The organism is Flavobacterium notoginsengisoli (assembly GCF_042686225.1).
Lineage (GTDB): Bacteria > Bacteroidota > Bacteroidia > Flavobacteriales > Flavobacteriaceae > Flavobacterium > Flavobacterium notoginsengisoli.
Map to the genome: position 1 here is coordinate 18,843 of NZ_JBHUOT010000008.1, position 22,693 is coordinate 41,535.

A 22,693-nucleotide genomic window follows, 5' to 3' on the forward strand; every position below is an offset into this window, starting at 1 on the left:
AAATCTGCGAGAGCTAAAAAACTTTGCGACTTCGTTTCTTTGCGAGAACTATTTTCAATCTAAAGTCTATCCCGAGGCTTTGCTACTAAAATCTAAAATCAGCATCTTGTCCAAAATGCCCCGAAAATAGTCGCAAATGTGTATTTCGTATAAAATAAAACATTATTAGATTTGTAATACATTAACTAATAATCATTTAAAACAAATACCCAATGAAAACAACCAAAATCATTTTCTGGACTACTACCATCCTTATCTTTTTATTTGAAGGCGTTATGCCGGCTTTAACTTCTCAGACTGAATTAGCAAAAGAAGGAATAAAACATCTTGGCTATCCGGAATACTTCGGAAATGCATTAGTCGTTTTTAAAATTCTTGGCGTTTTAGCTTTAATAATTCCACAAGTTCCAGGACGTATTAAAGAATGGGCTTATGCTGGATTTGCATTCGACTTTATTTTTGCATCAATCAGCCACTTTGCGGTAGACGGAATTGATTTTCAAGGTTTCTTCCCGCTAATTGTTCTTGCCATTTTAGTAGTTTCTTATGTGACTTATCATAAAATACAGCGTTATAATAATATCGCGCTCTAAAACTCAAACTTTATGATTGAAGTTTTTAAAACCAATGTTCAGGAAGAGTCTCAATGCCAACTTATCATTGAGCTTCTTCTGGAACATTATCCACACAGTTCAATCAACTTTGATTTAGAAGATTGTGACAAAATTTTACGTGTTCATGCCAATGAAATATCGAATGCCAAAATTATTTCGATCCTAAATTTTCATGGGTATTCCTGTGAAGTGCTTCCTTAAAAAACAAAGCATACAAACAATTCATTTTTAGTATTTTACATTTTTTTATCGTATATTTGAAATACTATCATTCCCCTAATTCTATAAATTTAATTTGACAAAAATGTACTATGGGTTCTTTTTAACTCATAGGTTTGCATTTGCTGTCGATTCTCTAATTTCTAAATTAAATAAGATGAAAAGTGCTGTCCAAAATACTATTTTAGAAACCTACACTAAGTTGAATGATATTCTTGAATATTTTTCTCAAGAAGAAATTAATGTAGTTCCCATTGAAGAAAGCTGGACTGGCGGACAAACGGTACAGCATATTATTTTGGCATGTTCTGGCATTCCGATGTTATTTGCTGGAAAAACTGAAAAAACAACTCGTAAACCAGATGAAAATGTCAAACAACTCGATGCTATATTTTTAGACTTTACTACCCAATACCAATCTCCCGAAAATATAAAACCTCCTGAAATTGATTATGAAAAAAGTACTTTGACGGCTTCTGTCAAAAAGATTCAAAATGATTTGTTTGAAGCGGCAGAAACTTACGATTTAACATTGATTTGTCTGGATGCTAAAATTCCTGGTTTTGAAAATTTCACTATTTATGAGTGGCTTCACTTTGTCATAGTGCACACACAAAGACATACGCATCAGTTAAAATCGATTTATGAAATTCTCAAGAAAAAATAACTAGCAGTAACCAAAACCAATTTTTATGAGATCAAAAGTAAAAACCATCGTTTCATCTGGTTTAGTAGCCGGTACATTAGATATTACAGCCGCTATTTTAATTTATTCCGTGATTCTTCATAAAACAACAGCCGAAAAAATCCTACGGTCTATCGCAAGCGGTATCTTTAAAAAAGAAGCCTATACCAGCGGAATAGAGATGACTTTTTTTGGACTGTGTCTTCATTTCTTAATTACTTTTATATTTGCCTGGTTTTATTTTAAGATCTTTCCTTATATTCCGTTCTTCAAAATAAATACATTATTATCCGGAATTGCTTATGGTTTCTTTATCTGGGTGGTAATGAATTTACTTGTACTTCCGATAGTTTTTCCTGTTTTGCCAGAAAAGAATTTAGACTTTGCATTATTGCTTTCCATATTGCTTGTAATTTTTTGTGTTGGTGTACCCATAGCTTTTATAACACGCAAATATTACGCTAAATGGTATTAAAATCTTAAAAAAAAGTCAATTTCTCATTTCTTTATTTCCTACAAATACCATTTATTTCAAAAGTGCTGTTTTTTAACAAAAAATTTAGCGAAATACCTGTTTAACAAAGGGTTTCAGGATTATTTTGGATTCTTACAGAATTACCATGTCTAAGCTTTTGAGTTAATTTTTTGATCGATTGGATTAATCGTCCCTTTATCACTAAAGTAATTTTATCTAAAAATTATTTACGGCGACAAAATCAGATGAAAATATGCTGTATCTAATTTTTAATGGCGCTGCTGACTATCCTATTGAGTAGCATTTCTGAACCTTGACGTGTTATTAACCGAACAAAAATTAATCCTCATGAAAACAATATCAAATAAATCAAAAATAGTTTTTTTATCTACTTTTCCGCCAACGCAATGCGGCATAGCAACTTATACTCAAGATACCATTAAAGGAATTACAGATGTTTACGGTAAATCTATTCAATGCGAAATTTGTGAACTTGTTTTTGAACCAAAAGAACATCCTACACAAGCTTATACCCTGAACACAAAAAACAGAGAAGAATATGCTAAAGTAGCTGAAGAAATCAATAAAGACGAAGCTGTAAAATTAGTTCACATTCAGCATGAGTTTGGTTTGTTTTCAGGGAATTACGGAGATCATCTTTTAGATTTTTTAAATGCCATAAAAGTGCCTGTTACCTATACTTTTCACAGTGTCATTCCAAATCCAAATGACGAATTGAAAACATTTGTAAAACTTCTTTTGACTTATAGCAACTCGGTTTTTGTAATGACCAATAAATCTAAAGAAATCCTAATTAACGACTACGATATCAATGAAGAAATAATTACTTGCGTGCCTCACGGAACTCATATCGTTGTTTATGAAACTCCAGAAACGGCAAAAGAAAGATTAAACATTCAGGACAGATTAGTATTATCTACTTTCGGACTTTTAGGCGAAGGAAAAAATATAGAAACAGGATTACAGGCGCTTCCAAAAATTGTAGAAAAAGCACCAAATGCTTTGTATCTAATTATTGGCAAAACACATCCTAATTTAATTAAAGACGGGAAAGATCCTTATCGTGATACATTGGAAGGCATTGTTAAAGAATTAAAGCTTGAAAATAATGTTCGTTTCGTAAATCAATATTTAGATACTGATGAACTTTTAGAGTATTTGAAAGCTACAGATATTTATATGTTTACTTCTAAAGATCCTAATCAGGCGGTTAGCGGCACTTTTTCTTATGCGATGGGTTGTGCATGCCCGATTGTAGCTTCTAAAATTCCGCATACCACAGAAGTTCTAACTGCAGATTCTGGAATTTTATGTGATATTGGAAATCCAGATCAATTTGCAGCTGCAGCTATTAAATTAATCGAAGATGAAAACTTGAGACATGAAATGGGGATTAATTCATTTACCAAAATGAGAGCCTCTTCATGGGAAAATGTTGCAATCACACAAATGAATACTTATAAAAAACTAATTGAAAATCCGGCAGAAATAAAATTCAGTTATCCTGACATTCAATTACGACATATCAAAAAATTAACAACAGAACTTGGAATTATTCAATTCAGTAAAATTTCAATTCCAGATTTAGAGTCTGGATATACGCTTGACGATAACGCCAGAGCATTAGTTGCTTTCTGTATGCATTACAAACAAACTCAGGATAAAGAAGATTTAGGTTATATTTTAATCTATTTAGATTTTATTCAACGCTGCCAGCAGCCAAAAGGAAATTTCATCAATTACGTAGATCAGGAAAATCGTGAACATGTGGAGCAAAATGCCGAAGTGAATTTAGAAGATTCAAACGCAAGAGCCATCTGGGCTTTAGGAACTGTAGTTTCGATTTCAGATATTCTTCCAGAAGCGATTTCTAAAAAGGCTGCAAAATGTTTACTGCATTCTTTAAAATGGGCAGAAACTATTCAGTCGCCACGCTCAATAGGATTTGCAACTAAAGGTTTGTATTTATATCATTCCACAATTCCGAATTTGTATGTAGCTGCAATTATCAATAAACTAAATGCAAAATTACTGGCCAATTACGAGGATACAGCAACAGAAGACTGGCAGTGGTTTGAAAATTATTTAACATACGGAAATGGAATTCTTCCAGAATCAATGCTGTATGCTTATTTAATTACAAACAAACCCGTTTACAAGAAAGTAGCTTTAGATTCGTTAGATTTCTTAATTTCTAAAACATTTCCAAACGGAAATTTTAAAGCCATCTCCAATCAAAGCTGGCATCACAAAGGATCAGAACCGCAAGAATACGGAGAACAGCCAATTGATGTAACGTACACAATTATGACTTTAAATGCATTTTACAATGAATTTAAAACACCGCAGTACAAAAAGAAAATGAAAGCGGCTTTTAACTGGTTTTTAGGTAAAAATCATTTGAACCAGATTATGTATAACCCAGTAAGTGGCGGTGGTTATGACGGACTTGAAAAACACAATGTAAACTTAAATCAAGGTGCAGAATCTACTGTTTGTTATTTAACAGCAAGATTATTAATGGAAAAATTAGCCATGTCACAATCTAAAGTGATTCCGTTAATAAAAAACCGATCAGGAATTGCTATCAATTCATAAAGTATAAAGGCGAAGCTAGCCAAATACCTCTCTTTTAAAACCTGGAAAATCCCTTTCTTAATGAAAGGGATTTTTTGTTTACGGAAAAAAGCAACGCAAGTTTGTTTCAATTATTGTGCATTTATGAAAATTATATAAGGCTGTGTAAAATTTGTGTAAAATTTTTTAACAAGTATTGAGCTAACTTTCCTATATAATTCAGTCAGTCACAAAAACTGTTAAAGAATTGATTTTCATTTTAAAAACATTCATCTAAAACAAAAACATTTTGATTCTCAACCTAAAAAATACATTTGCCGAAATTGGAGAAACTACTTTGTTCGCCAAAAAGTTTTTTAAGGAGGTTTTTATTCCGCCTTACGAAACTAGGGAGTTTTTGAAACAATGTTATGTTATTGGCTATAAATCACTTCCGTTGGTAGCTATTACAGGTTTTATTATGGGTTTGGTACTTACGCTTCAGTCAAGGCCGACTTTAGTGAAATTTGGTGCCGAAAGCTGGCTTCCTGGAATGGTAGCGCTTTCTTTAATTAGAGAAATTGCTCCTGTAATTACCGCCTTAATTTGTGCCGGAAAAATTTCATCAGGAATTGGCGCCGAATTAGGATCCATGAAAGTAACAGAACAAATAGACGCGATGGAAGTTTCGGCTGTTAATCCTTATAACTATCTAGTAGTGACAAGAGTTTTAGCCTGTACGCTAATGGTTCCCGTTTTAGTGTTCTTTGCAGATGCGATTGGAATAGTTGGTGGTTATGTAGGAATTAATATTCATGGAGATGTAAATTTCTACAGATACTTAACTCAAATTATTCAGTCATTGGAATTTTTAGATTTATTTCCAGCGACCATTAAAACCTTTTTCTTCGGATTTTTTATTGGAATGATTGGATGTTATAAAGGATTTAATGCTTCAAACGGAACCGAAAGTGTTGGACAAGCAGCAAACTCAGCAGTAGTTACCGCATCATTAAGCATTTTTATTATTGATATGGTTGCTGTTCAAATAACCGATTTATTCTTTTAAAAATGGACAAAGAAAAACTACATAAAGAACCTAAAACAAAAGAAAAAAAGCAGACTCCAATTATTGAAATAAAAGATCTGCATAAAACTTTTGGAAAAGACAATAAGATCCTAAAAGGCGTTAATCTGACTTTGAACAAAGGAGAAGATTTAGTCGTTTTAGGTCGTTCTGGATCTGGTAAATCAGTTACCATCAAATGTATTGTAGGATTGATTGAGCCAGATAAAGGAGAAATTAAAGTGTTTGATGAAAACGTACTCAACATTTCCAAAAAAGAACTGAATGAAATCAGAGTGAGGATTGGCTTTTTGTTTCAAAGCGGTGCATTATATGATTCCATGTCAGTTCGGGAAAATTTGGCTTTTACCTTAACCAAACACAAACGAGATTTAAGTGCTGACGAAATCGAAAATGAAGTAATGGAAGCGCTTGAAAATGTCGGTTTAGCTGATGCTATTGATAAAATGCCGTCAGAACTTTCAGGCGGTATGAGGAAAAGAATTGGCTTGGCAAGAACTTTAATCTTAAAACCTGAAATTATCTTATACGATGAACCTACAACAGGTTTAGACACTATAACATCAAGAGAAATAAGTGAATTAATTCTGGACATTAAACAAAAACAAAAAACATCTGCAATTATCATTACGCATGATATGGCTTGTGCAAAATTAACTGCCGATCGAATCATTGTTTTAAAAGACGGTGTCATACATGCAGAAGGAACTTACGAAGAATTAGAAAAAGACGAAGACGAATGGGTACGCTCATTTTTTGAATAAAGCAAAATAAAAAATAGAAATCATGGAAAAGCAATCGGGATATACTTGGAAATTAGGAATGTTTGTAACAATAGGTTTACTGCTTTTTATAATGGCCGTATATTTTATTGGAAAACAAAAAAACCTTTTCGGTTCAACCTTTCATATTACTTCTCAGTTTAAAACGGTCAGCGGTCTGGAAGTCGGAAATAATGTTCGTTTCTCCGGAATTAATGTTGGAACTGTCGAACAAATTCAATTAAAAAATGACTCGACTGTGATCGTGGTTTTGGTCATGAAAGAAGATGTCCGCAAATTTATTAAAACAGATGCAACAGCCAGCATTGGTTCAGACGGGCTTATGGGCGATAAAGTTTTGACTATTTCTCCCGGCACAAAGTCACAGCAAATTATTGGAGACAATGGCGTAATAGCTTCTGTTGACGGAATTGAAATGCACGACATCATGAAAAGCGTTAAAAAGAGTGTCGATAATATCGGCGTAATTTCAGATGAAATAGCGATTTTCAGCCACAGCATGAATAACGGGAACGGCGCTCTTGCTCGTTTGGTTAAAGATGATAAAATGGCCAACAGCGTTTCGAATACACTTAACAACCTGGAATCGGGAACAAAAGGTTTCAGCGATAATATGGAAGCGGCTAAAAGCAACTTTTTGTTGAGAGGTTATTACAAGAAAAAAGAGAAAGAAAAAGCAAAAAAACAAGAAGAAATAAAGGAGAAAAAAGAAGAACAACAAGAAAAAGCTGCTAAAGAAAAAGAAAAGAAAGAGAAGGAACAACAAGAGAAAGCTCAAAAAGAAAAAGAGGAAAAACAAAAACAGGAAGAAGCTAAAAAAGCTGAAACTGAAAAGAAATAATTTTCATTATAACATTGAATTTTAGGATTTGGAAGTTCTAATTCCAAATCATTTATAACTCATAGTTCTATATTACAACTTTACAGTTTAAAATTCTGACAAAAATATTTTATTTTTAATCAGCTGTTTTAAACAGCAAAAACTTACAATACATGCCTACTTCATTTAAACATACCGCCTTAAAAGTTTTAAAGATTACCGGAATAACAATTGCGGTAATCTTGTTTTTGCTATTTATAATCCCAATGTTGTTTCCTGGTAAAATTGCTTCGGAAGTAAAGAAAATTGCTAACGAACGATTGGATACGAAGTTGGATTTTACCAAATCTAAACTTTCCTTTTTTACCCATTTCCCATCTCTTACTGTTTCTTTAGATAATTTGTCTTTAACGGGTTCTAAACCTTTCAGCAATGATACTTTATTGAAAGCTGATGAAGTTGCTTTCGGAATCAATTTAAAACGTCTGATTTTTGACAATGAAGTAAAAATCAATAAACTCTATGTTTCTGATGCTTTAATCAATGTAATGGTAAATGAAAAAGGTCAGGCCAATTACAATATTTATGTGGCGCCAGAAGACCGAAAAAATGAAAAGGAAAATCCAAATGCACCTGAAGAAGGAACTGCAATAAGATTAGAAAGAATTGATTTAAAAAACTGCCATGTAAAATACAATGATCGTTCTGCTAAGATTTTAGTTGATGCTAAAGGTTTTAATTATGTCGGAAAAGGAAATTTAAGCGAAGATATTTTTGATCTGGCTACAGATGCCAAAATCGATAATCTTGACTTCTACTATGATCGAACAGGCTATTTAAGAAAGAAAAAAGTACAGGCAGATTTAATTACCCGAATTAATACACATTCGCTTTCGTTTATTCTTCAAAAAAATGAATTAAAAATCAATAAACTGCCTTTAAAATTCACCGGGTTATTTACCATTTTAAGAGACGGATATAAAATCAATATTAAAGCGGCTTCAGAGAATACAACGGTCAAAGATTTATTGTCTGTAATGCCTCCTGAATATTTAACCTGGCTGGAGAAAACAGAAATTTCAGGAAGAAGTGATTTATTACTGACCTTTAAGGGAGATTACAATGTTTCGAAAAAACAAAAACCAAATTTAGCTTTCAATCTAAAAATTAATGAAGGTTCCGTTAATTACAAAGACGCACCTGTTCCATTAAAAGATTTTCAGATGGATCTAAATGCTATTCTTCCGTCTTTAGATACCGAACAACTTTTGGTAAATCTTAGAACGTTGAAATTTAAAGTGGGCGAAAAAGATTATTTCAATGCTTATCTGCATAGTAAAGGCTTAAGTGAAATGAACATTAATGCCAGTGTAAAAGGAGACTTAGATTTAGCTGTTGTTGATGCCGCACTAGGATTAAACAGTGTTGATTTAAAAGGGATTTTAAAAACGAATATACAAGCCAGAGGATTATTCAGCACCACCAAAAAACTGTTTCCAAAAACGATTGGAGGCATCTCATTACGAAATGGCTGGCTGAAAACCGAATATTATCCAAACCCAATTACCAATATTACCTTTGTGGCTAATATGCTGAACAAAGCAGGAACTTTTCAAGATTTAATTGTGGCGGTCGCTCCTGCTTCTTTCACATTTGAAGGAAATCCAGTTTATGTAAATGCAACCTTATCAGACTTTAGTGATTTGGCTTATAATGCTAAAATTAAAGGCGAATTGAATGTGGGCAAAATTTATCAGGTTTTCTCTCAAAAAGGATTGGATTTAACTGGTTATGCCAAAGCCGATCTTTCGTTAAAAGGAAAACAAAGTTACGCCACGACTGGACAATATGATAAACTGGACAACAAAGGAACTTTGATTCTTAAAAATATAAAAGCGACTTCTGAATTGTTTCCGAAAGCCTTTTTTATCAAACAGGGAAATTTCCGTTTTCAGAATGAGAAAATGTGGTTTGAGAAATTTAATGCTTCTTACGGAAAATCTGATTTTGATATTAACGGTTATCTTTTAAATACGATCAATTACTTTTTAGAATCTAACGGAACTTTGAGCGGCAACTTCAACTTAAAATCAAAACTGATTAATGTTGACGAATTTATGGCACTTGAAAAAGGTGAAAATACCGATCGAAAAATCGAAGTTGATTACGCCAAAGAAGATCATCCCAAAATGAGTGGTGTCGTTATGATTCCCAAGAATTTGAATGTCAGTTTAAATGCAAACGCAGACAAGATAGAATACAATGGGTTGGTTTTCAATAAACTGAACGGAAAAACCGGTATAACAAGAGGTGGATTCTATTTAGAAAACACTACCTTTAATATCATTGACTGTATTTTAGGAATTGATGCTTCTTACAAAGACGAATCGCCAACAGCTGCGCATTTTGATGCCCATTTTACGGCAAAAGATTTTGATGTACAGAGGGCATACAAAGAAATTCCGATGTTTCATGACATGGTTACTGCAGCCGAAAAAGCACACGGAATTGTTTCTGTTGATTATAAAATCAAAGGCGATTTAAACGGAAATATGGGTCCGATTTACGAATCTTTAGAAGGCGGCGGAACAATTAATCTACGCGATGTAAAAATTAAAGGCCTAAAATTATTTGATGGAATCAGTTCTAAAACAGGACAAAATGGTTTGAATAATCCTGATATGAAAGGAATAGAAATCAAATCGACAATTGATAAAAACCTAATTAATATTGAGCCATTTACCTTTACTGTAGCCAGTTTTAAACCTACAATTAAAGGAACTACAAGCTTTGACGGACTTTTGGATCTTAGGATGCGTCTGGGTCTTCCTCTTTTCGGAATCATCGGTTTTCCGATTGTCATTACCGGAACACACGAAGCTCCAAAAATCAAAATTTTCAGCAAAACGGGACAAGAAATCGACCCGGCCGTTTATGATGAAAAAAATAATAAAGTGATTCGAAAAGAAAAAGTAAGTAAATCCAAAGCAAAATCGTAATGAAATCTAAGTCACAACATAGCAACAGCGCATTCGATAAGTTTGCCACAAAAGTTTCTAAAGCTGCAGGAAGCACAACGGCTTTTATTGGTGCCTTTGTTATTGTTGTGGCCTGGGCAGTTTCAGGGCCTATTTTCGATTATTCTGAAACCTGGCAGTTAGTTATTAATACAGGAACAACTATTATTACTTTCCTGATGGTTTTCTTAATTCAGAAAGCGCAAAATAAAGATTCACTTGCCATTCAGCTTAAACTAAATGAGCTCGTTGCATCCAATGAATCATCCAGCAACAGTTTGGTTGATATTGAAAGTATGACCGAAGAAGAAATGATTATCATTCAGAAGTACTACCATCGTTTAAGCGAATTAGCCAAAAAAGATGAAAGCATCAGAACTTCACATTCTATAGCCGAAGCCCATGAACTTCATAATCGTAAGCAAGAGAAAAATAATAAACCTATAAATAAAAAAACTACCAAAAGTCCCACCAAAAACAACACCAAAAAATGAAATTAAGTTCAACCGAAACCTACTGGCCTCTAAAAAATGCCATGAAGCACAGTTATCCCTCCATTGATACGGATCTCAATACTGATATTCTAATTATTGGCGGAGGAATTACAGGAGCGCTGACCGCTTATAAACTGGTCAACGAAGGAAAAAGAATTATACTCGTAGACCGGCGCGACGTTTGTGGAGGAAGCACCTCCGGAAGCACCGCATTACTGCAGTATGAAATTGATGTTCCCTTACACCAGCTTATTAAACTTCGAGGCGCCAAATGTGCTGTAGACAGTTATCAAAACGGAAAAAAAGCCATTTTTGACCTTCGCAATATTATTGACAATATTGGTTGCGACTGCGATTTTGAGTTTAAAAAAAGTATCTATTTTACAACCTTAAAAAAAGATGTTCCTTTTTTAAAAAATGAATATAAAGCACGAAAGCAACATGGATTTGAAATCAGTTGGCTGAGTCGGTTTGAACTTCAAAAAATGGGTTTAAATGCCATTGCGGGTATTGAATCTAAAACGGCTGCTGTAATGGATCCTTTTAAACTGGCAAACGATCTTTTGTATCACTGTCATCAAAAAGGAATGCAGATTTATGATCGTACAAACATAAATTCAATCCAGCATCAAAAAGGTAAAATTATCGCGCATACTGATTCTAAAAATACAATAACAGCCTCTCATATTATACACTGTACAGGTTATGAGAGCACGGAAACATTAAACGAAAAAGTGGTAAATTTAAAAAGCACCTATGTCATTGCTTCTGAAAGTCAGCCGGATCTTCCGGAACATTTTAAACATGCTATATTTTGGGACACGGCAGCGCCTTATCATTACATCAGAACTACCGAAGACAATCGAATTATAATGGGCGGTGGCGACGAAGATTTTAAAGATCCCAGAAAACGAGATAAATTATTGCCCAAAAAAGAACAGTATCTTCTAAAGCAGTTTTTTAAGCGTTTTCCAAATCTTGACTTTAAAATTGATTACTCCTGGGCAGGAACTTTTGGAGAAACCAAAGACGGACTTCCTTATTTCGGGAAACCAAATCCAAGACGAAATGAACATTACATTTTGGGATTCGGAGGCAACGGAATCACTTTCAGCGTAATTGGAATGAATTCTATTCTGGATTCTCTGCACAATAAAAAAAACACAGACTTAGAATATTACAGGTTTGGGCGATGAAAGATTCTAAGATACTGAGATACTAAGGCTCTAAGCTTTTTTTTCTTAGAACCTTAGTATCTTAGAACCTTAGCAACTTCAAGAAAGAACTAACTCCATCTGAATATTACATCTCTTATAGGGCGTTTCCAATCCAAAAACTTTCTCAAAACCAAGTTTATAATACAGATTTATAGCAGGTTTTAAAATCGTGTTGCTTTCCAAATAAATCTTCTTTGCTCCCAGTTCTTTAGCTTTATCAGCAATTGCTTTTCCTAAAAGCCAGCCAATACTTTTTCCCTGCGCTTTTGGAGAAACAGCCATTTTTGCCATTTCAAAATCGTATTCCGAATTTTCCATTTTGATAAGAGCACAGACACCTACGGGTTCATTTTCATATAATGCAACCAGGATTTTTCCGCCTTTATTAATGATGTATTCTTCAGGATTGTCTAATGCTTTATAATCAGATTCTTCCATTTCAAAATATGTAGAAATCCATTCTACATTTAATGCTCTAAAGACTTCCCTATATTTAGACTGATACTCTACAATTTCTACATCTTTGCTTTCACGAAGTTTCTTTTGATCGCTCACTCTTTTAAACATTGATTTTTGACTTAATAAATGCTCCCATTCCTCCAACGCCGCCCAAAGATTGTGTTTTGATTCTGAAATTAAACCATCAATAGCAACATCAATATCTTTTAACTGTTGCTGAATCGTTTTAGAAAGAGAAAGTCCTTTTGCAGTCAAAACGACATTATTTCTTCTTTTATCATCTGTTTTTAAACTTTCTTCTACTATCCCAGCATTCGTCATTTCTTGAATAATTTTGCTGACAGAAGGCTGTGAATGGCCAATTTCATTTGCAATTTCAGTAATTGTCAATGCTCTTTCTTCAGTCAAAACATAAAAAACAGGAAACCATTTCGGCACAAAATCAACACCGTACAATTCATAAATTTTAGAAGCATCATCTGTTATCGCTGCTGTCATCAAACGTAAACGACTTCCTAAAGCCGCTTTACCTACTTTATCAAAAAAATCCATAAATAATTAATTATATAACTAGTTATGTAAATATATAATTTTTTTTAGATATTAAGCAACTGAGGTCCTAAGATTCTAAGTTTTTTAACTTAAAATTCTTAGAACCTCAGCGTTTATATATCATGCTTAAGAGCTAACGACTTTATATTTAATTATTTAGATAGTATTCCAATTCAAAAAACTTAAAACCTAAGTAGCTTAGGCGTTTACGCCGTTATAGCCAACGAATTCAAATTAAACTTATACTCTTTTGGACTGCAGTTGAATTTTTGTTTGAAGATTTTTGAGAAATAACTTCTGCTCGTAAAACCAATACAATACACGATTTCAGAAATATTTAAATCAGAAGTTCTAATTAAGATTTCTGCTTTTAATACGCGCATATGTGTAATATAATCGTTGACCGTGCGATTGTGTATCATTTTAAATCCTTCCTGTAATTTGTTCGGAGATAAACCTGATTTTTTGCTCAGTGATTTTATTGAAAAAGCTTCTTCCGGACTTGTTTTTATAAATTCTGAAAGTTCTTTGATTTCTTCCATTTCTCTTAAAGTCAGTCCATTAGACTCATTTGCGAAAGCATGTAAATCGTCTGAATGCTGTTGGATTTCCATTGCCAGAATAATTCTCATAATTCCTTCTTTCAGTAAATTTCTAACAATTCCGGTTTGTGTAATCGAATTAAGTTGCTCGATTTTTTCGGCAATCTGTAAATTATAAGAACCAATATAAAAGAAATCCTGCACTAGATTATTTTCAAAAAAAGTATCTTTTACCTGTTGATTTAAGGAATGAGCTTGGGTTACCGCATCAGTTTGAGTTCCAACAATAATTAAAGTCAGTTTGGTTTTCTTTCCTTTTTCAAAGTATAGAATATTATCCTGATGCTGTTTTGAGGTCACAATGGCAGTTTGAAACGTTTTTAATTTTCGTTCTTCTCCATTCAATCCGAAACTATGCGATAAATTTCCTTTTGAACAATAAGCAAAATAGATAGGTGAAGACTTTACATTAAGAATATCTAATCGAACATCTGCTGAAAATGTCATATCAAACTGCACATAAGAAATATTATCATTAAAGGAAGCTCCCACAATCGAGCCTTCTGCAAAGCTGTTTTCGACTTCTAATGAATATTCATCTAAATCAAAAGCAACCTTCCCTCCAAAATTAGCTTGAAGTTCATTAAATATATTTTGAGTTCTTTCTGTATTTATAGTAATAATTTTCATGACGATGGGATTTAAATTCTACATCTGCAAAACAAATTTTAAACCGAATTACTTCGTTGGTATTTCTAAAAATCTGAATGTCAAAGTTCGTCCAATCACAGGCCAAAAATGTTATATAATTTTCTGGTTTTGTTTTATAATTCCTTATTAATGCTTATTTTAACATAAATCAACAAACATCGGTTATACAATTATGAAAAGTTTTTCTTTTGCGCCAATAAGTTCAAAAAAATCTAAAATTTTAATCTTAGGTACGATGCCTGGAACAAAATCTTTAGAACTCAATCAATACTATGGACACAATCAAAACAATTTTTGGAAATTTCTATTCTCAATTCTCGAAGAAGAATTTTCATACGATTATGAAACACGCAAAACATTATTGATAAAAAATAATATCGCCCTTTGGGATGTCTTACAATTTTGTGATCGTGTGGGAAGTTTGGACAGCGCAATTAAAAATGAAATTGCTAATGATTTTGAAAATTTTCTTGAAAATCATCCTTCTATTAATGTTATAATTTTTAATGGCCAAAAAGCAGCAGTCTTTTTCAAGAAATATATTCATTTAAATAAACAATATCAGCAAATCACTCTTCCTTCTACCAGTCCCGCCAATGCAGGAAAGGCTTTTCAGGATAAATTGAATGAATGGAAAGTCATTAAAACCTTATTATAACAGATCATTATTTATAAAATTAAAATCCAAATATTGGAATCATGTAACTTTTTCCGATTAAAATATAACAAATTACCACTACTCCTGAAGTAATTTTACAAAAAGAAAAACAAGTCCTAGTGAAGATTTGATTAACGAAGAGAAAAGACTTTATTCTTACTAAAATTACTTAGAAAACTGTAAAAAGTTTATACTATAAAGAGAACATTGGTTATGTTAGTTTATTTTTGGGAAAAAGCTGCTCTATAATTTTATAGAGCAGCTTTGTTTTTTAGAGTACCTTTAAAAGAAAAAACATGAAGATTCAGACCTATTCCAATCATATAAGGTTCTACAAACCGCACCATTTTATATATTATCCTGTTTTAATTTTATTTTTAATCAGCAGTATTTATTTTGCCATAACAACAGAAGATCATTTGATTTGGATTTTCATAAGCGTAGCTTTTGTTTTCTTATTTGCAATTGCTTATATGTTACGACAGCACTATGCCTTAACCCTGCAAAATCGAATTGTACGCTTAGAAATGCGCTACCGTTATTTTACTTTAACAGGCAAAAGATTTGAAGAATTTGAATACAAATTAACAGATGATCAAATATTTGCTCTTCGATTTGCTCCAGACAGCGAATTGATTCCACTTGTGGAAGATGCCTTAAAAAATGGTTTAAGCGGCGACGCCATTAAAAAAGCCATTGTACACTGGAAAGCCGATTACCACCGAGTTTAGTAATTTCAATGGCAAAAATCAATGACAATTTCAAAAATCAATGGCAATGGCAATGGCAATGGCAAAAACCAATATCAATGACAATGAAAAAAATCAACAGGAATGCTTTGTTTCCTTTTTAAATTGACATTTTTATTCTTATTGCTTTTTGATATTGAAATTGTTATTGATTTTTGTTATTGATATTGTTTTTTTTACTTCTTCTTATTGAAAGGCAAATAAATCAAAAACAATAACAGCCAAACAGAAAAAATTACTATAAAGTACATTCCAATAATATTCGGATGCAGATAATTAGGCTGGTAAAAGAGCTTATCTAAAATCGTAAACTTTTCGGCTAATGCTTTTCTATCAAAAGTATTCTGGATACCGCTTATCGGATCGTCATGATTATCCCTATAACGATAAACGTCTTGTGCTAATACTTTTGGAACAATACTTGTCTCAATTTTGTATTTTCTAAAAAGCGTATCCAATTTCTGAAACTCATAAGTCAAAGAATCCTTTTTGGATTGATACAATAACTTATAGCGGTCTTTAGCCGACTGATATTGCTGCTTATAAATTGAATCTCCTTTGATTGATTTAAACAAAGACTTGTTTTGCAAAAAGATACAAATATCCTCGTCGTATTGGGGATTAACCTGAACGCTTTTAAAAATGATTTCTGTACTGTCGTTTATTACTCTTTTTGATATCATTCTTTTATACAATTCATCTTTATCAAAACCTAAAATATTCAGAATACTATCTGCTTTACTGGTCGTTTTATCAAAAGTGCTTGTTAAGGCCTTAATCGTATCAATACTGTAATAACTGGTTTCTGTTATCGGATATTCTCCTGGGGAAATAGTATCTTCCTTTCGGATTACCGGATAAGGCTTTGGATATAATATATTCTCATAATTAAACAATTTATCGGAACTGTAAGAAGTAAATCCATATAAAAAAGGATTGAGAACATTAAGCAGTTTTTTATCCTTATTAAAATCATTTTCAGAAAGTTCTGTTTTCAGTTTAGCATTCATCCCAAAACTATAGCTAATGAAAAATGAAAATGTCAAAAATGAAATTAATAATAAACAACCCCAAATTTGAAGCAGACTTCCCGCTTTATAACTTTGTCCAGAATGATTTTTTAGTAAAAAAATAAGAAAAAAAAGTAAAAATAATCCGCTGACAAAAAAATGTGAAATCGAAACGTCATCATAAAATTTAAAACGGTAGAACTCTGTATAAATGTCAATATTTGCTATTCCTTCAAAAGTAAAATAACCGTATAAAAAATAAATTAAGTGGATTAAAGCTAAGACTATTAAGGATTTTACGAAATAACGTTTTAAGTTTTGGGTCATTTTTTTTAAGTTGCTAAGGTTCTTAGATTCTAAGATACTAAGTTTTTTTTGAAAAGAGACAAAGTAGCAAAGAAACAAAGTGACAAAGTTTTTTTTTAAAACCCTCAAAAAAAGACGCACAGCAGTGCGTCTCTACAAAACCTTTGTTACTTTGTGTCTTAGAACCTTAGCATCTTAGCACCTTACTTAACCTCAAATCCTTCTTCTACTATTTCTCGTTCTACTTTATCGATTAGTTTATTGGTTTTTCCTGTTAGTTTTTCTTTTTTCCAATCGCCTTTCACATACATTACAATAGTGATTAAAGCCGTTACTACAGAAGCAATTGGGAAAGCCCACCAAATTCCGTGTTTTCCTAAAGGCGTATTATGAGACAAAATAAAAGCTAATGGGAACTGAATTACCCATTGTGACACCAAAGTCAGAATCATAGGAAGTTTGGTATTTCCAACAGCGCGGAAAACACCTGTTAAACAAAGCTGTAACCCCAGAAATCCCCATGAAAGGCAAGTAATTCTCAATAATTCTGTTCCACCTTCAATAACAGCATGATCTCTCGGAACGAAAAAAGCAATTAAATAAGGTGCAAAAATAAAAGCTATGATTCCTAATCCTGTCAATAATCCGAAACCAAGATAAGCTCCTAATTTTGAAATTTCGGCAGCGCGATCTACATTTCCGGCTCCAATATTTTGTCCTACCAAAGTGGCAATTGCCATAGAAAGTCCTAGAGCCGGAATTAAAATCAGCTGAATTAAATTAGAACCTGCACCATACGAAGCCACAGTCGTTGTACCAAAACGTACAATCAAAAATGTAATCGCCATCATTCCTAAAGCACGCATAGACTGTTCGATTGAAGAAGGAAATCCAATTTGAAAAGCTCTTTTAATATGATCCCAATCCGGTTTAAAATCCTGAATACGAAGATGAATTCCGTGTTTCCCTCTAAACAAAATCGCAAATCCGATAATGATTGCCAAAAGCTGAGTTGATAAAGTGGCCAATGCCGCACCTTTTACACCCATTGCCGGAATAAAATTCCATCCGTAAATAAATAATGGATCAAGTGCAAAGTTTAAAATTACAGTTCCCAAAACAATATAAACCGGCAAGGTTACACGCCCAACTCCACGCATAATCGATTGGAAAATCATAAATCCGAAACTAAAAACCAATCCCACAAATGCCACTCTCATAAATCCTAGAGCATCAACATAGACCTGAGGTTCAACCTTTAAAAGGTATAAAAAGTACGGACTTAAAATATAGCCAATAATAGACAATACAACCGATACAATAATAACCATCGACAAAGTCTGCGCCGCCACATGATTGACCATTTTCTGGTTTCCTGCACCAAAATATTGGGCAATTAAAATAGATCCAGCAATGGCAAGTCCTGTTCCTAAAGCAATGGTTAAAAATATTACTGGTGTACTTATCGAAACCGCAGCAACCGCATCGCCTCCCAATCGTCCAACCCAAAAGGCATCAACTAATTGATAGGCAGCCTGCAAAAGATTGGCAATCATAATGGGAACGGCCAATTTTAATAATGAAGAAAGAATTGGTCCTTCTAATAATTCGTTTTTTTTCATTTTTCAATCAAATAATCATTTAAAATAAGTTGACATATCAACTTTTAAAGCTTAAAAAAAAATTAAAGCGTTTCTAATTTATCTGCATAAAATCTCACTGCATTCAAGGCTTCTATTCTTTCTTTTGGAGTAAAAACAGACATTACTTCCTCTTCAGCTCTTTTCATCAGGGAACGAATACTTTTAGCCAGATTCATTCCTTCATTAGTAAGGCTTACTATATTCTTTCTTTTATCCCTTTTATCTTTTACTACCTCAACTAAGTTCTTCTTTTCAAGTGCATTTATACTTCTCAAAATTGAAGACTTATCACGCATCGTTTTATCTGACAATTCTCGCTGGGAAAGACTTTTATGATTCAGAATCATTAACAATGGTAATTGTTCCAGTTGTAATGTTATTCCCGCTTCTGTCATTAATGCATTGGTTCTTCTAAAAATTGCTCGTTTAATACGATGAATCTGAAAGAAAAAACTATCGGATATTTCCTCTTTCCAAAAATTTGAAAAATGCTCTTTATCTGTATTTACTTTTTCCATGAGGCAAAGCTACAAAAAAGGATGACATGTCAACTATTCTAGAATTAATTTCTTATTTTACTGATAACCAATCACTTCAACAAAACAATTCAGTATAAAAAAGAAAAATGAACGATAATATTTACTAACTTTATTGTTAAATATTACCTAATCAAAATCTAAAAACATATCTGATGAAAAAATTATTATTTTTTTTGGTAATGACGTTCTTTTGGATTCCGGTAAATGCCCAAACATTTGCAGAGGCAAGTTCAATCGAAAATTTAACGACTGTTAAGTCTGAAAGTGAAAATTTTCAGGATAATTATGCCGATGATCTTCCGTGGCACGCAAGAAGATTTAAAGTAACAGCCGGTGTTTTTTTTCCTGTTAATAATACAGAAGTTAAAGTCGGTAGTAATAATGGTCAATTTGGAAATATAATTGATTTTGAAAAAGACCTTGGCTTTAACAAAAGTACAACTTCCTTTTTTGGTGCTTTTGAATGGAGAATTTCCCGAAGATCAAGACTTGGTGCAGAATATTATTATTTAAGTAGAAATTCTACTAAAACACTACAAAAAGAAATTGAATTTCGTGATCACGTATATCCTGTAGACGCTACAGTTTATGCATTCATGGACAATCATATCGGAAGAATTACTTATGGTTATGCATTTGTATCGAAACCTAAATATGAAATCGGAGCTCTTATTGGTGCACACGTTTTATTTGGCGATGTGGGAATAGGACTGGCTGGCGCAACAGCAAATTTAGAGGTTAAAGATAATTTTGGTTTTACTGCTCCTCTTCCGGATCTTGGTATTTGGGGGGAATTTGTATTAGGAAGAAAAGTGGGTCTTTACGCTAACTTCAACTATTTTGCCATTAAAATCAATGATTTTGACGGAAGATTATTGAGTTATAATTTATCTGTTTTGTATAATGTCTATCAAAACTTCAGCTTAATGGCGGGTTATACCGGACTAAATATTAGAGTGGATATGGAAAAAGAAAGACTCAATGGTTTCTTCAAATGGGGCTATAATGGTCCAACTTTAACCGCAACTTACAGCTTCGGTAATCATGTGAAGCTTTATAAGCATTAGTTTAGAGGTTCTAAGATGCTGAGATGCTAAGGTTTCTATACTTTGAGTATATTTTTTTTTACCGCAATCCTGATAACTGCTTTGCTATCGTTTTTTTTTACCGCAAAGCACGCAAAGATTTACGCAAAGGTCGCAAAGTTTTTTATAGTTAAATGTAATAATCTCGCAAAGTCGCGAAGACGCAAAGTTTTATTTCCTTTGCGATTCTGCGACTTTGCGAGATTTTTTTTGCACAAAGCTTTGCGAACTTAATACTCTCAAAACATAACACACAGCAAAAATACCTTTGCGCTCTTTGCGGTAAAATTATGTTCAAAGCTAAGAAAACTTCAAACTTGAAACCTGAAACAAAAACAAACCCGATAACTACACTGCTATCGGGTTTATTACCAAACTTAAACTACTTAACTCAAAATAAAACTAAACTTATTTATTTCTCGATTGGAGAAAATTTTATTGCTGTTCCTCCGCCAGCAGCCAACTTAATGTTTAAAACGGTTTTGCTGTTTACTTTTTGTTTAGAGATTGTGACCGGATACGGATTGGTTTTATAATTGGCTCCTGTTCCGTCTGCGTAGATTTCTGCTTCGTATTCTTTGTCTTTATCTAAAAATGATAAAGCGACTTTTAAGTCTCTTGCATGTCTATTTGTGATTGAACCTAAATACCATTTTTTTTCGTCCCAATCTTTACGTACAATTGTAGTGTATTCTCCAATTTTTGAATCTAAAACTTTCGTATCTGACCAAGTACAAGGAACGTCTTTTATAAACTGAAATTCCGGTTTTCCTTCGTAATTTTCCGGTAAATCAGAAGCCATTTGTAACGGACTGAAAATTATGACATACAACGCCAATTGATTTGCCAAAGTCGTCTGTACTTTTGCTCCGGATGGTGTTTTATAATCAAAATTGAAATTCCCTGGAGTGTAATCAAAAGGCCCCGAAAGCATTCTCGTAAAAGGTAAAGTGGTTAAATGCTCTGGTGTATTTCCTCCATCTACAGACCATGCATTATATTCCTGACCTCTACCTCCCTCTTGCGACATGAAATTTGGATAAGTACGTTGTAATCCCGTTCCTTTCATAGGTTCATGATTGTCAATCATAATGTGATATTTCGCTGCCGTTTCGATTACTTTTCTATAATGACGTGCTCCGTATTGACTATCATGCCATTCTTTTTTGTCCAGATATTTGTTTACATAACCCGTTTTAACCGAATTCACTCCCATTTTCTGATACAATTTGAATGCATCTTCTAATTGGTTTTCATAATTTTTAGTTGCCCCAGCCGTTTCATGATGTCCGATTAAACGAACATTTTTTACCGCAGCATATTTGGTAATTTCTTCCAAATTAAAATCGGGATAGGCTTTTGTAAAACTAAATGCAGAACCATCAGCAGTCCAGTCGCCGTCCCAACCTTCGTTCCAGCCTTCTACTAAAACGCCGTCAAAACCATTTTTTGCAGCGAAGTCAATGTATTCTTTAGTATTCTTGGTTGTGGCACCATGTTTTGGCCCTTGCCCCCAAGTGTACTTTTCTAAATGCATTCCCCACCAGATTCCAATATATTTTGAAGGTGTGATCCAAGATAAATCTTCAATTTTTGAAGGTTCATTTAGGTTCAGCATAATAGTTGAAGTTGCTACTTCTCCCGGATTTTTTCCTACCACAATTGTTCTCCAAGGTGTTTTAAATGGTGTTTCCGCATATACTTTTACCCCATCAGCCCAAGGCACTAAACCACTTTTGTATTGTTTATCAGATGTTTTTAAAAGTGTCATTGAAGCAAAATCTGTTAAATTAGCTTCATGAATCGCTACGTATAATTTGTCTTTGGTTTCAAAAGTGGCCGGTGTATTAATCGTATCCGTTTTACTCATTAACGTTTTACGATATTCACTTTCATAATAACTATTTTCACGATGAACCGGAATCCACCAAACTTCGTTATTATCTTTAAAAGTAAATTGTGTCACTTCATTTGAGATTTTAACTTTTCCTAAATTCGGCTGTTTTGGAAATTCATATCGAAATCCTAAACCATCATCAAAAACCCTGAAAATGATATCAACCAAACGCTCTTCGCCTTTTGCTTCTTTTAAGTGAACAATTAACTCATTATGATGATCTCTTACTTTTTTGAATTCGCCCCAAGGCTGTTCCCAGGTTTCATCTGCCGATTTTTCTTCTGTTGAAACGACTTCAAAACCATCGGTCATTTTGGGTAAACCTTGAAATTCAAATCCCAAAAGTGACGGTTCAATAACCGATTTTCCGTTAGAAGAAAAACGATACTGCGGCTGTCCCGAAGGTGTTAATTCAAAAGTAAGTTCAGAGATTTTTTCAGGAGAACTGATTTTATACGTTTTTTTAGTACTGCAGGCAAAAAGCAACATGGATGCCAGCGCGACTATACAGTATCTATATTTATTGTTTTTCATTATTTAAATTGTATTAATTAC

At 33.2% G+C, this 22,693-nt stretch carries 20 protein-coding genes; 14 read left to right on the plus strand and 6 right to left on the minus strand.

Annotated elements, in window-relative coordinates:
• The first annotated feature begins 212 nt into the window (after positions 1-212).
• The 11 genes from ACFS3A_RS17595 to ACFS3A_RS17645 all read left to right on the plus strand — a co-directional run bounded on the left by ACFS3A_RS17595 (position 213) and on the right by ACFS3A_RS17645 (position 11,966).
• Positions 213-593 carry a DoxX family protein gene (locus tag ACFS3A_RS17595; RefSeq protein WP_179005423.1) on the plus strand — a complete coding sequence of 127 codons (381 nt, stop codon included), beginning with the start codon at positions 213-215 and terminating at the stop codon, positions 591-593.
• 12 nt (positions 594-605) lie between these two features.
• The gene (locus ACFS3A_RS17600) at positions 606-815 is read left to right on the plus strand and encodes a hypothetical protein (RefSeq protein WP_179005421.1); all 210 of its coding nucleotides are present in this window, start codon (positions 606-608) and stop codon (positions 813-815) included.
• 175 nt (positions 816-990) lie between these two features.
• On the plus strand, positions 991-1,500 hold the full coding sequence (locus ACFS3A_RS17605; protein ID WP_379826882.1) for a DinB family protein: 510 nt from the start codon (positions 991-993) through the stop codon (positions 1,498-1,500).
• A gap of 25 nt (positions 1,501-1,525) precedes the next feature.
• Positions 1,526-1,993, plus strand: coding sequence for a DUF1440 domain-containing protein (locus tag ACFS3A_RS17610; RefSeq protein ID WP_379826883.1), 468 nt, complete (start codon positions 1,526-1,528; stop codon positions 1,991-1,993).
• A 348-nt stretch (positions 1,994-2,341) separates the two neighbouring features.
• Positions 2,342-4,612 (plus strand): glycosyltransferase, encoded by a 2,271-nt coding sequence (locus ACFS3A_RS17615; protein ID WP_289660992.1) that lies wholly within the window; start codon positions 2,342-2,344, stop codon positions 4,610-4,612.
• A 268-nt stretch (positions 4,613-4,880) separates the two neighbouring features.
• Positions 4,881-5,639, plus strand: coding sequence for an MlaE family ABC transporter permease (locus ACFS3A_RS17620; RefSeq protein ID WP_179005415.1), 759 nt, complete (start codon positions 4,881-4,883; stop codon positions 5,637-5,639).
• A gap of 2 nt (positions 5,640-5,641) precedes the next feature.
• Positions 5,642-6,421 carry an ABC transporter ATP-binding protein gene (locus tag ACFS3A_RS17625; protein ID WP_179005413.1) on the plus strand — a complete coding sequence of 260 codons (780 nt, stop codon included), beginning with the start codon at positions 5,642-5,644 and terminating at the stop codon, positions 6,419-6,421.
• Between the two features lie 22 nt (positions 6,422-6,443).
• Entirely contained in the window at positions 6,444-7,280 is an 837-nt protein-coding gene (locus ACFS3A_RS17630) for an MlaD family protein (protein ID WP_379826884.1), read from the plus strand.
• Between the two features lie 152 nt (positions 7,281-7,432).
• On the plus strand, positions 7,433-10,258 hold the full coding sequence (locus tag ACFS3A_RS17635; protein ID WP_379826885.1) for an AsmA-like C-terminal region-containing protein: 2,826 nt from the start codon (positions 7,433-7,435) through the stop codon (positions 10,256-10,258).
• Positions 10,258-10,770, plus strand: a complete 513-nt coding sequence (locus tag ACFS3A_RS17640) for a low affinity iron permease family protein (protein WP_379826886.1) — start codon at positions 10,258-10,260, stop codon at positions 10,768-10,770. The genes ACFS3A_RS17635 and ACFS3A_RS17640 overlap by 1 nt, the downstream gene beginning before the upstream one ends.
• Positions 10,767-11,966 carry an NAD(P)/FAD-dependent oxidoreductase gene (locus ACFS3A_RS17645; protein WP_379826887.1) on the plus strand — a complete coding sequence of 400 codons (1,200 nt, stop codon included), beginning with the start codon at positions 10,767-10,769 and terminating at the stop codon, positions 11,964-11,966. The genes ACFS3A_RS17640 and ACFS3A_RS17645 overlap by 4 nt, the downstream gene beginning before the upstream one ends.
• A gap of 78 nt (positions 11,967-12,044) precedes the next feature.
• Here the strand turns inward: ACFS3A_RS17645 and ACFS3A_RS17650 are convergent, their stop codons facing one another.
• Positions 12,045-12,998 carry a bifunctional helix-turn-helix transcriptional regulator/GNAT family N-acetyltransferase gene (locus ACFS3A_RS17650; RefSeq protein WP_379826888.1) on the minus strand — a complete coding sequence of 318 codons (954 nt, stop codon included), beginning with the start codon at positions 12,996-12,998 and terminating at the stop codon, positions 12,045-12,047.
• A gap of 206 nt (positions 12,999-13,204) precedes the next feature.
• Positions 13,205-14,230 (minus strand): helix-turn-helix domain-containing protein, encoded by a 1,026-nt coding sequence (locus ACFS3A_RS17655; RefSeq protein WP_379826889.1) that lies wholly within the window; start codon positions 14,228-14,230, stop codon positions 13,205-13,207.
• Between the two features lie 193 nt (positions 14,231-14,423).
• Between ACFS3A_RS17655 and ACFS3A_RS17660 the strand changes: the two genes are divergently transcribed.
• The gene (locus ACFS3A_RS17660) at positions 14,424-14,909 is read left to right on the plus strand and encodes a DNA-deoxyinosine glycosylase (protein ID WP_379826890.1); all 486 of its coding nucleotides are present in this window, start codon (positions 14,424-14,426) and stop codon (positions 14,907-14,909) included.
• Between the two features lie 296 nt (positions 14,910-15,205).
• Positions 15,206-15,640, plus strand: coding sequence for a DUF6526 family protein (locus ACFS3A_RS17665; RefSeq protein WP_379826891.1), 435 nt, complete (start codon positions 15,206-15,208; stop codon positions 15,638-15,640).
• Positions 15,641-15,834: 194 nt separating this feature from the next.
• Here the strand turns inward: ACFS3A_RS17665 and ACFS3A_RS17670 are convergent, their stop codons facing one another.
• The 3 genes from ACFS3A_RS17670 to ACFS3A_RS17680 all read right to left on the minus strand — a co-directional run bounded on the left by ACFS3A_RS17670 (position 15,835) and on the right by ACFS3A_RS17680 (position 19,135).
• Positions 15,835-16,995, minus strand: a complete 1,161-nt coding sequence (locus tag ACFS3A_RS17670) for a hypothetical protein (RefSeq protein ID WP_379826892.1) — start codon at positions 16,993-16,995, stop codon at positions 15,835-15,837.
• 182 nt (positions 16,996-17,177) lie between these two features.
• Positions 17,178-18,596: an MATE family efflux transporter gene (locus tag ACFS3A_RS17675; protein WP_379826893.1), complete on the minus strand. Its 1,419-nt coding sequence runs from the start codon at positions 18,594-18,596 to the stop codon at positions 17,178-17,180.
• Between the two features lie 62 nt (positions 18,597-18,658).
• Positions 18,659-19,135, minus strand: coding sequence for a MarR family winged helix-turn-helix transcriptional regulator (locus ACFS3A_RS17680; protein ID WP_379826894.1), 477 nt, complete (start codon positions 19,133-19,135; stop codon positions 18,659-18,661).
• Positions 19,136-19,308: 173 nt separating this feature from the next.
• On the opposite strand from ACFS3A_RS17680, the gene ACFS3A_RS17685 reads away from it, so the two are divergent.
• Positions 19,309-20,223, plus strand: a complete 915-nt coding sequence (locus ACFS3A_RS17685) for a hypothetical protein (RefSeq protein ID WP_379826895.1) — start codon at positions 19,309-19,311, stop codon at positions 20,221-20,223.
• 430 nt (positions 20,224-20,653) lie between these two features.
• On the opposite strand, the gene ACFS3A_RS17690 is transcribed toward ACFS3A_RS17685, so the two are convergent.
• Positions 20,654-22,672 carry a glycoside hydrolase family 97 protein gene (locus ACFS3A_RS17690; protein WP_379826896.1) on the minus strand — a complete coding sequence of 673 codons (2,019 nt, stop codon included), beginning with the start codon at positions 22,670-22,672 and terminating at the stop codon, positions 20,654-20,656.
• Positions 22,673-22,693: the final 21 nt, after the last annotated feature.

Coding starts and splice junctions, on each gene's coding strand:
- ACFS3A_RS17595 (WP_179005423.1), top strand. CDS start 213: ATGAAAACAACCAAAATCATTTTCTGGACTACTACCATCCTTATCTTT.
- ACFS3A_RS17600 (WP_179005421.1), top strand. CDS start 606: ATGATTGAAGTTTTTAAAACCAATGTTCAGGAAGAGTCTCAATGCCAA.
- ACFS3A_RS17605 (WP_379826882.1), top strand. CDS start 991: ATGAAAAGTGCTGTCCAAAATACTATTTTAGAAACCTACACTAAGTTG.
- ACFS3A_RS17610 (WP_379826883.1), top strand. CDS start 1,526: ATGAGATCAAAAGTAAAAACCATCGTTTCATCTGGTTTAGTAGCCGGT.
- ACFS3A_RS17615 (WP_289660992.1), top strand. CDS start 2,342: ATGAAAACAATATCAAATAAATCAAAAATAGTTTTTTTATCTACTTTT.
- ACFS3A_RS17625 (WP_179005413.1), top strand. CDS start 5,642: ATGGACAAAGAAAAACTACATAAAGAACCTAAAACAAAAGAAAAAAAG.
- ACFS3A_RS17630 (WP_379826884.1), top strand. CDS start 6,444: ATGGAAAAGCAATCGGGATATACTTGGAAATTAGGAATGTTTGTAACA.
- ACFS3A_RS17635 (WP_379826885.1), top strand. CDS start 7,433: ATGCCTACTTCATTTAAACATACCGCCTTAAAAGTTTTAAAGATTACC.
- ACFS3A_RS17640 (WP_379826886.1), top strand. CDS start 10,258: ATGAAATCTAAGTCACAACATAGCAACAGCGCATTCGATAAGTTTGCC.
- ACFS3A_RS17645 (WP_379826887.1), top strand. CDS start 10,767: ATGAAATTAAGTTCAACCGAAACCTACTGGCCTCTAAAAAATGCCATG.
- ACFS3A_RS17650 (WP_379826888.1), bottom strand. CDS start 12,998: ATGGATTTTTTTGATAAAGTAGGTAAAGCGGCTTTAGGAAGTCGTTTA.
- ACFS3A_RS17655 (WP_379826889.1), bottom strand. CDS start 14,230: ATGAAAATTATTACTATAAATACAGAAAGAACTCAAAATATATTTAAT.
- ACFS3A_RS17660 (WP_379826890.1), top strand. CDS start 14,424: ATGAAAAGTTTTTCTTTTGCGCCAATAAGTTCAAAAAAATCTAAAATT.
- ACFS3A_RS17665 (WP_379826891.1), top strand. CDS start 15,206: ATGAAGATTCAGACCTATTCCAATCATATAAGGTTCTACAAACCGCAC.
- ACFS3A_RS17670 (WP_379826892.1), bottom strand. CDS start 16,995: ATGACCCAAAACTTAAAACGTTATTTCGTAAAATCCTTAATAGTCTTA.
- ACFS3A_RS17675 (WP_379826893.1), bottom strand. CDS start 18,596: ATGAAAAAAAACGAATTATTAGAAGGACCAATTCTTTCTTCATTATTA.
- ACFS3A_RS17680 (WP_379826894.1), bottom strand. CDS start 19,135: ATGGAAAAAGTAAATACAGATAAAGAGCATTTTTCAAATTTTTGGAAA.
- ACFS3A_RS17685 (WP_379826895.1), top strand. CDS start 19,309: ATGAAAAAATTATTATTTTTTTTGGTAATGACGTTCTTTTGGATTCCG.
- ACFS3A_RS17690 (WP_379826896.1), bottom strand. CDS start 22,672: ATGAAAAACAATAAATATAGATACTGTATAGTCGCGCTGGCATCCATG.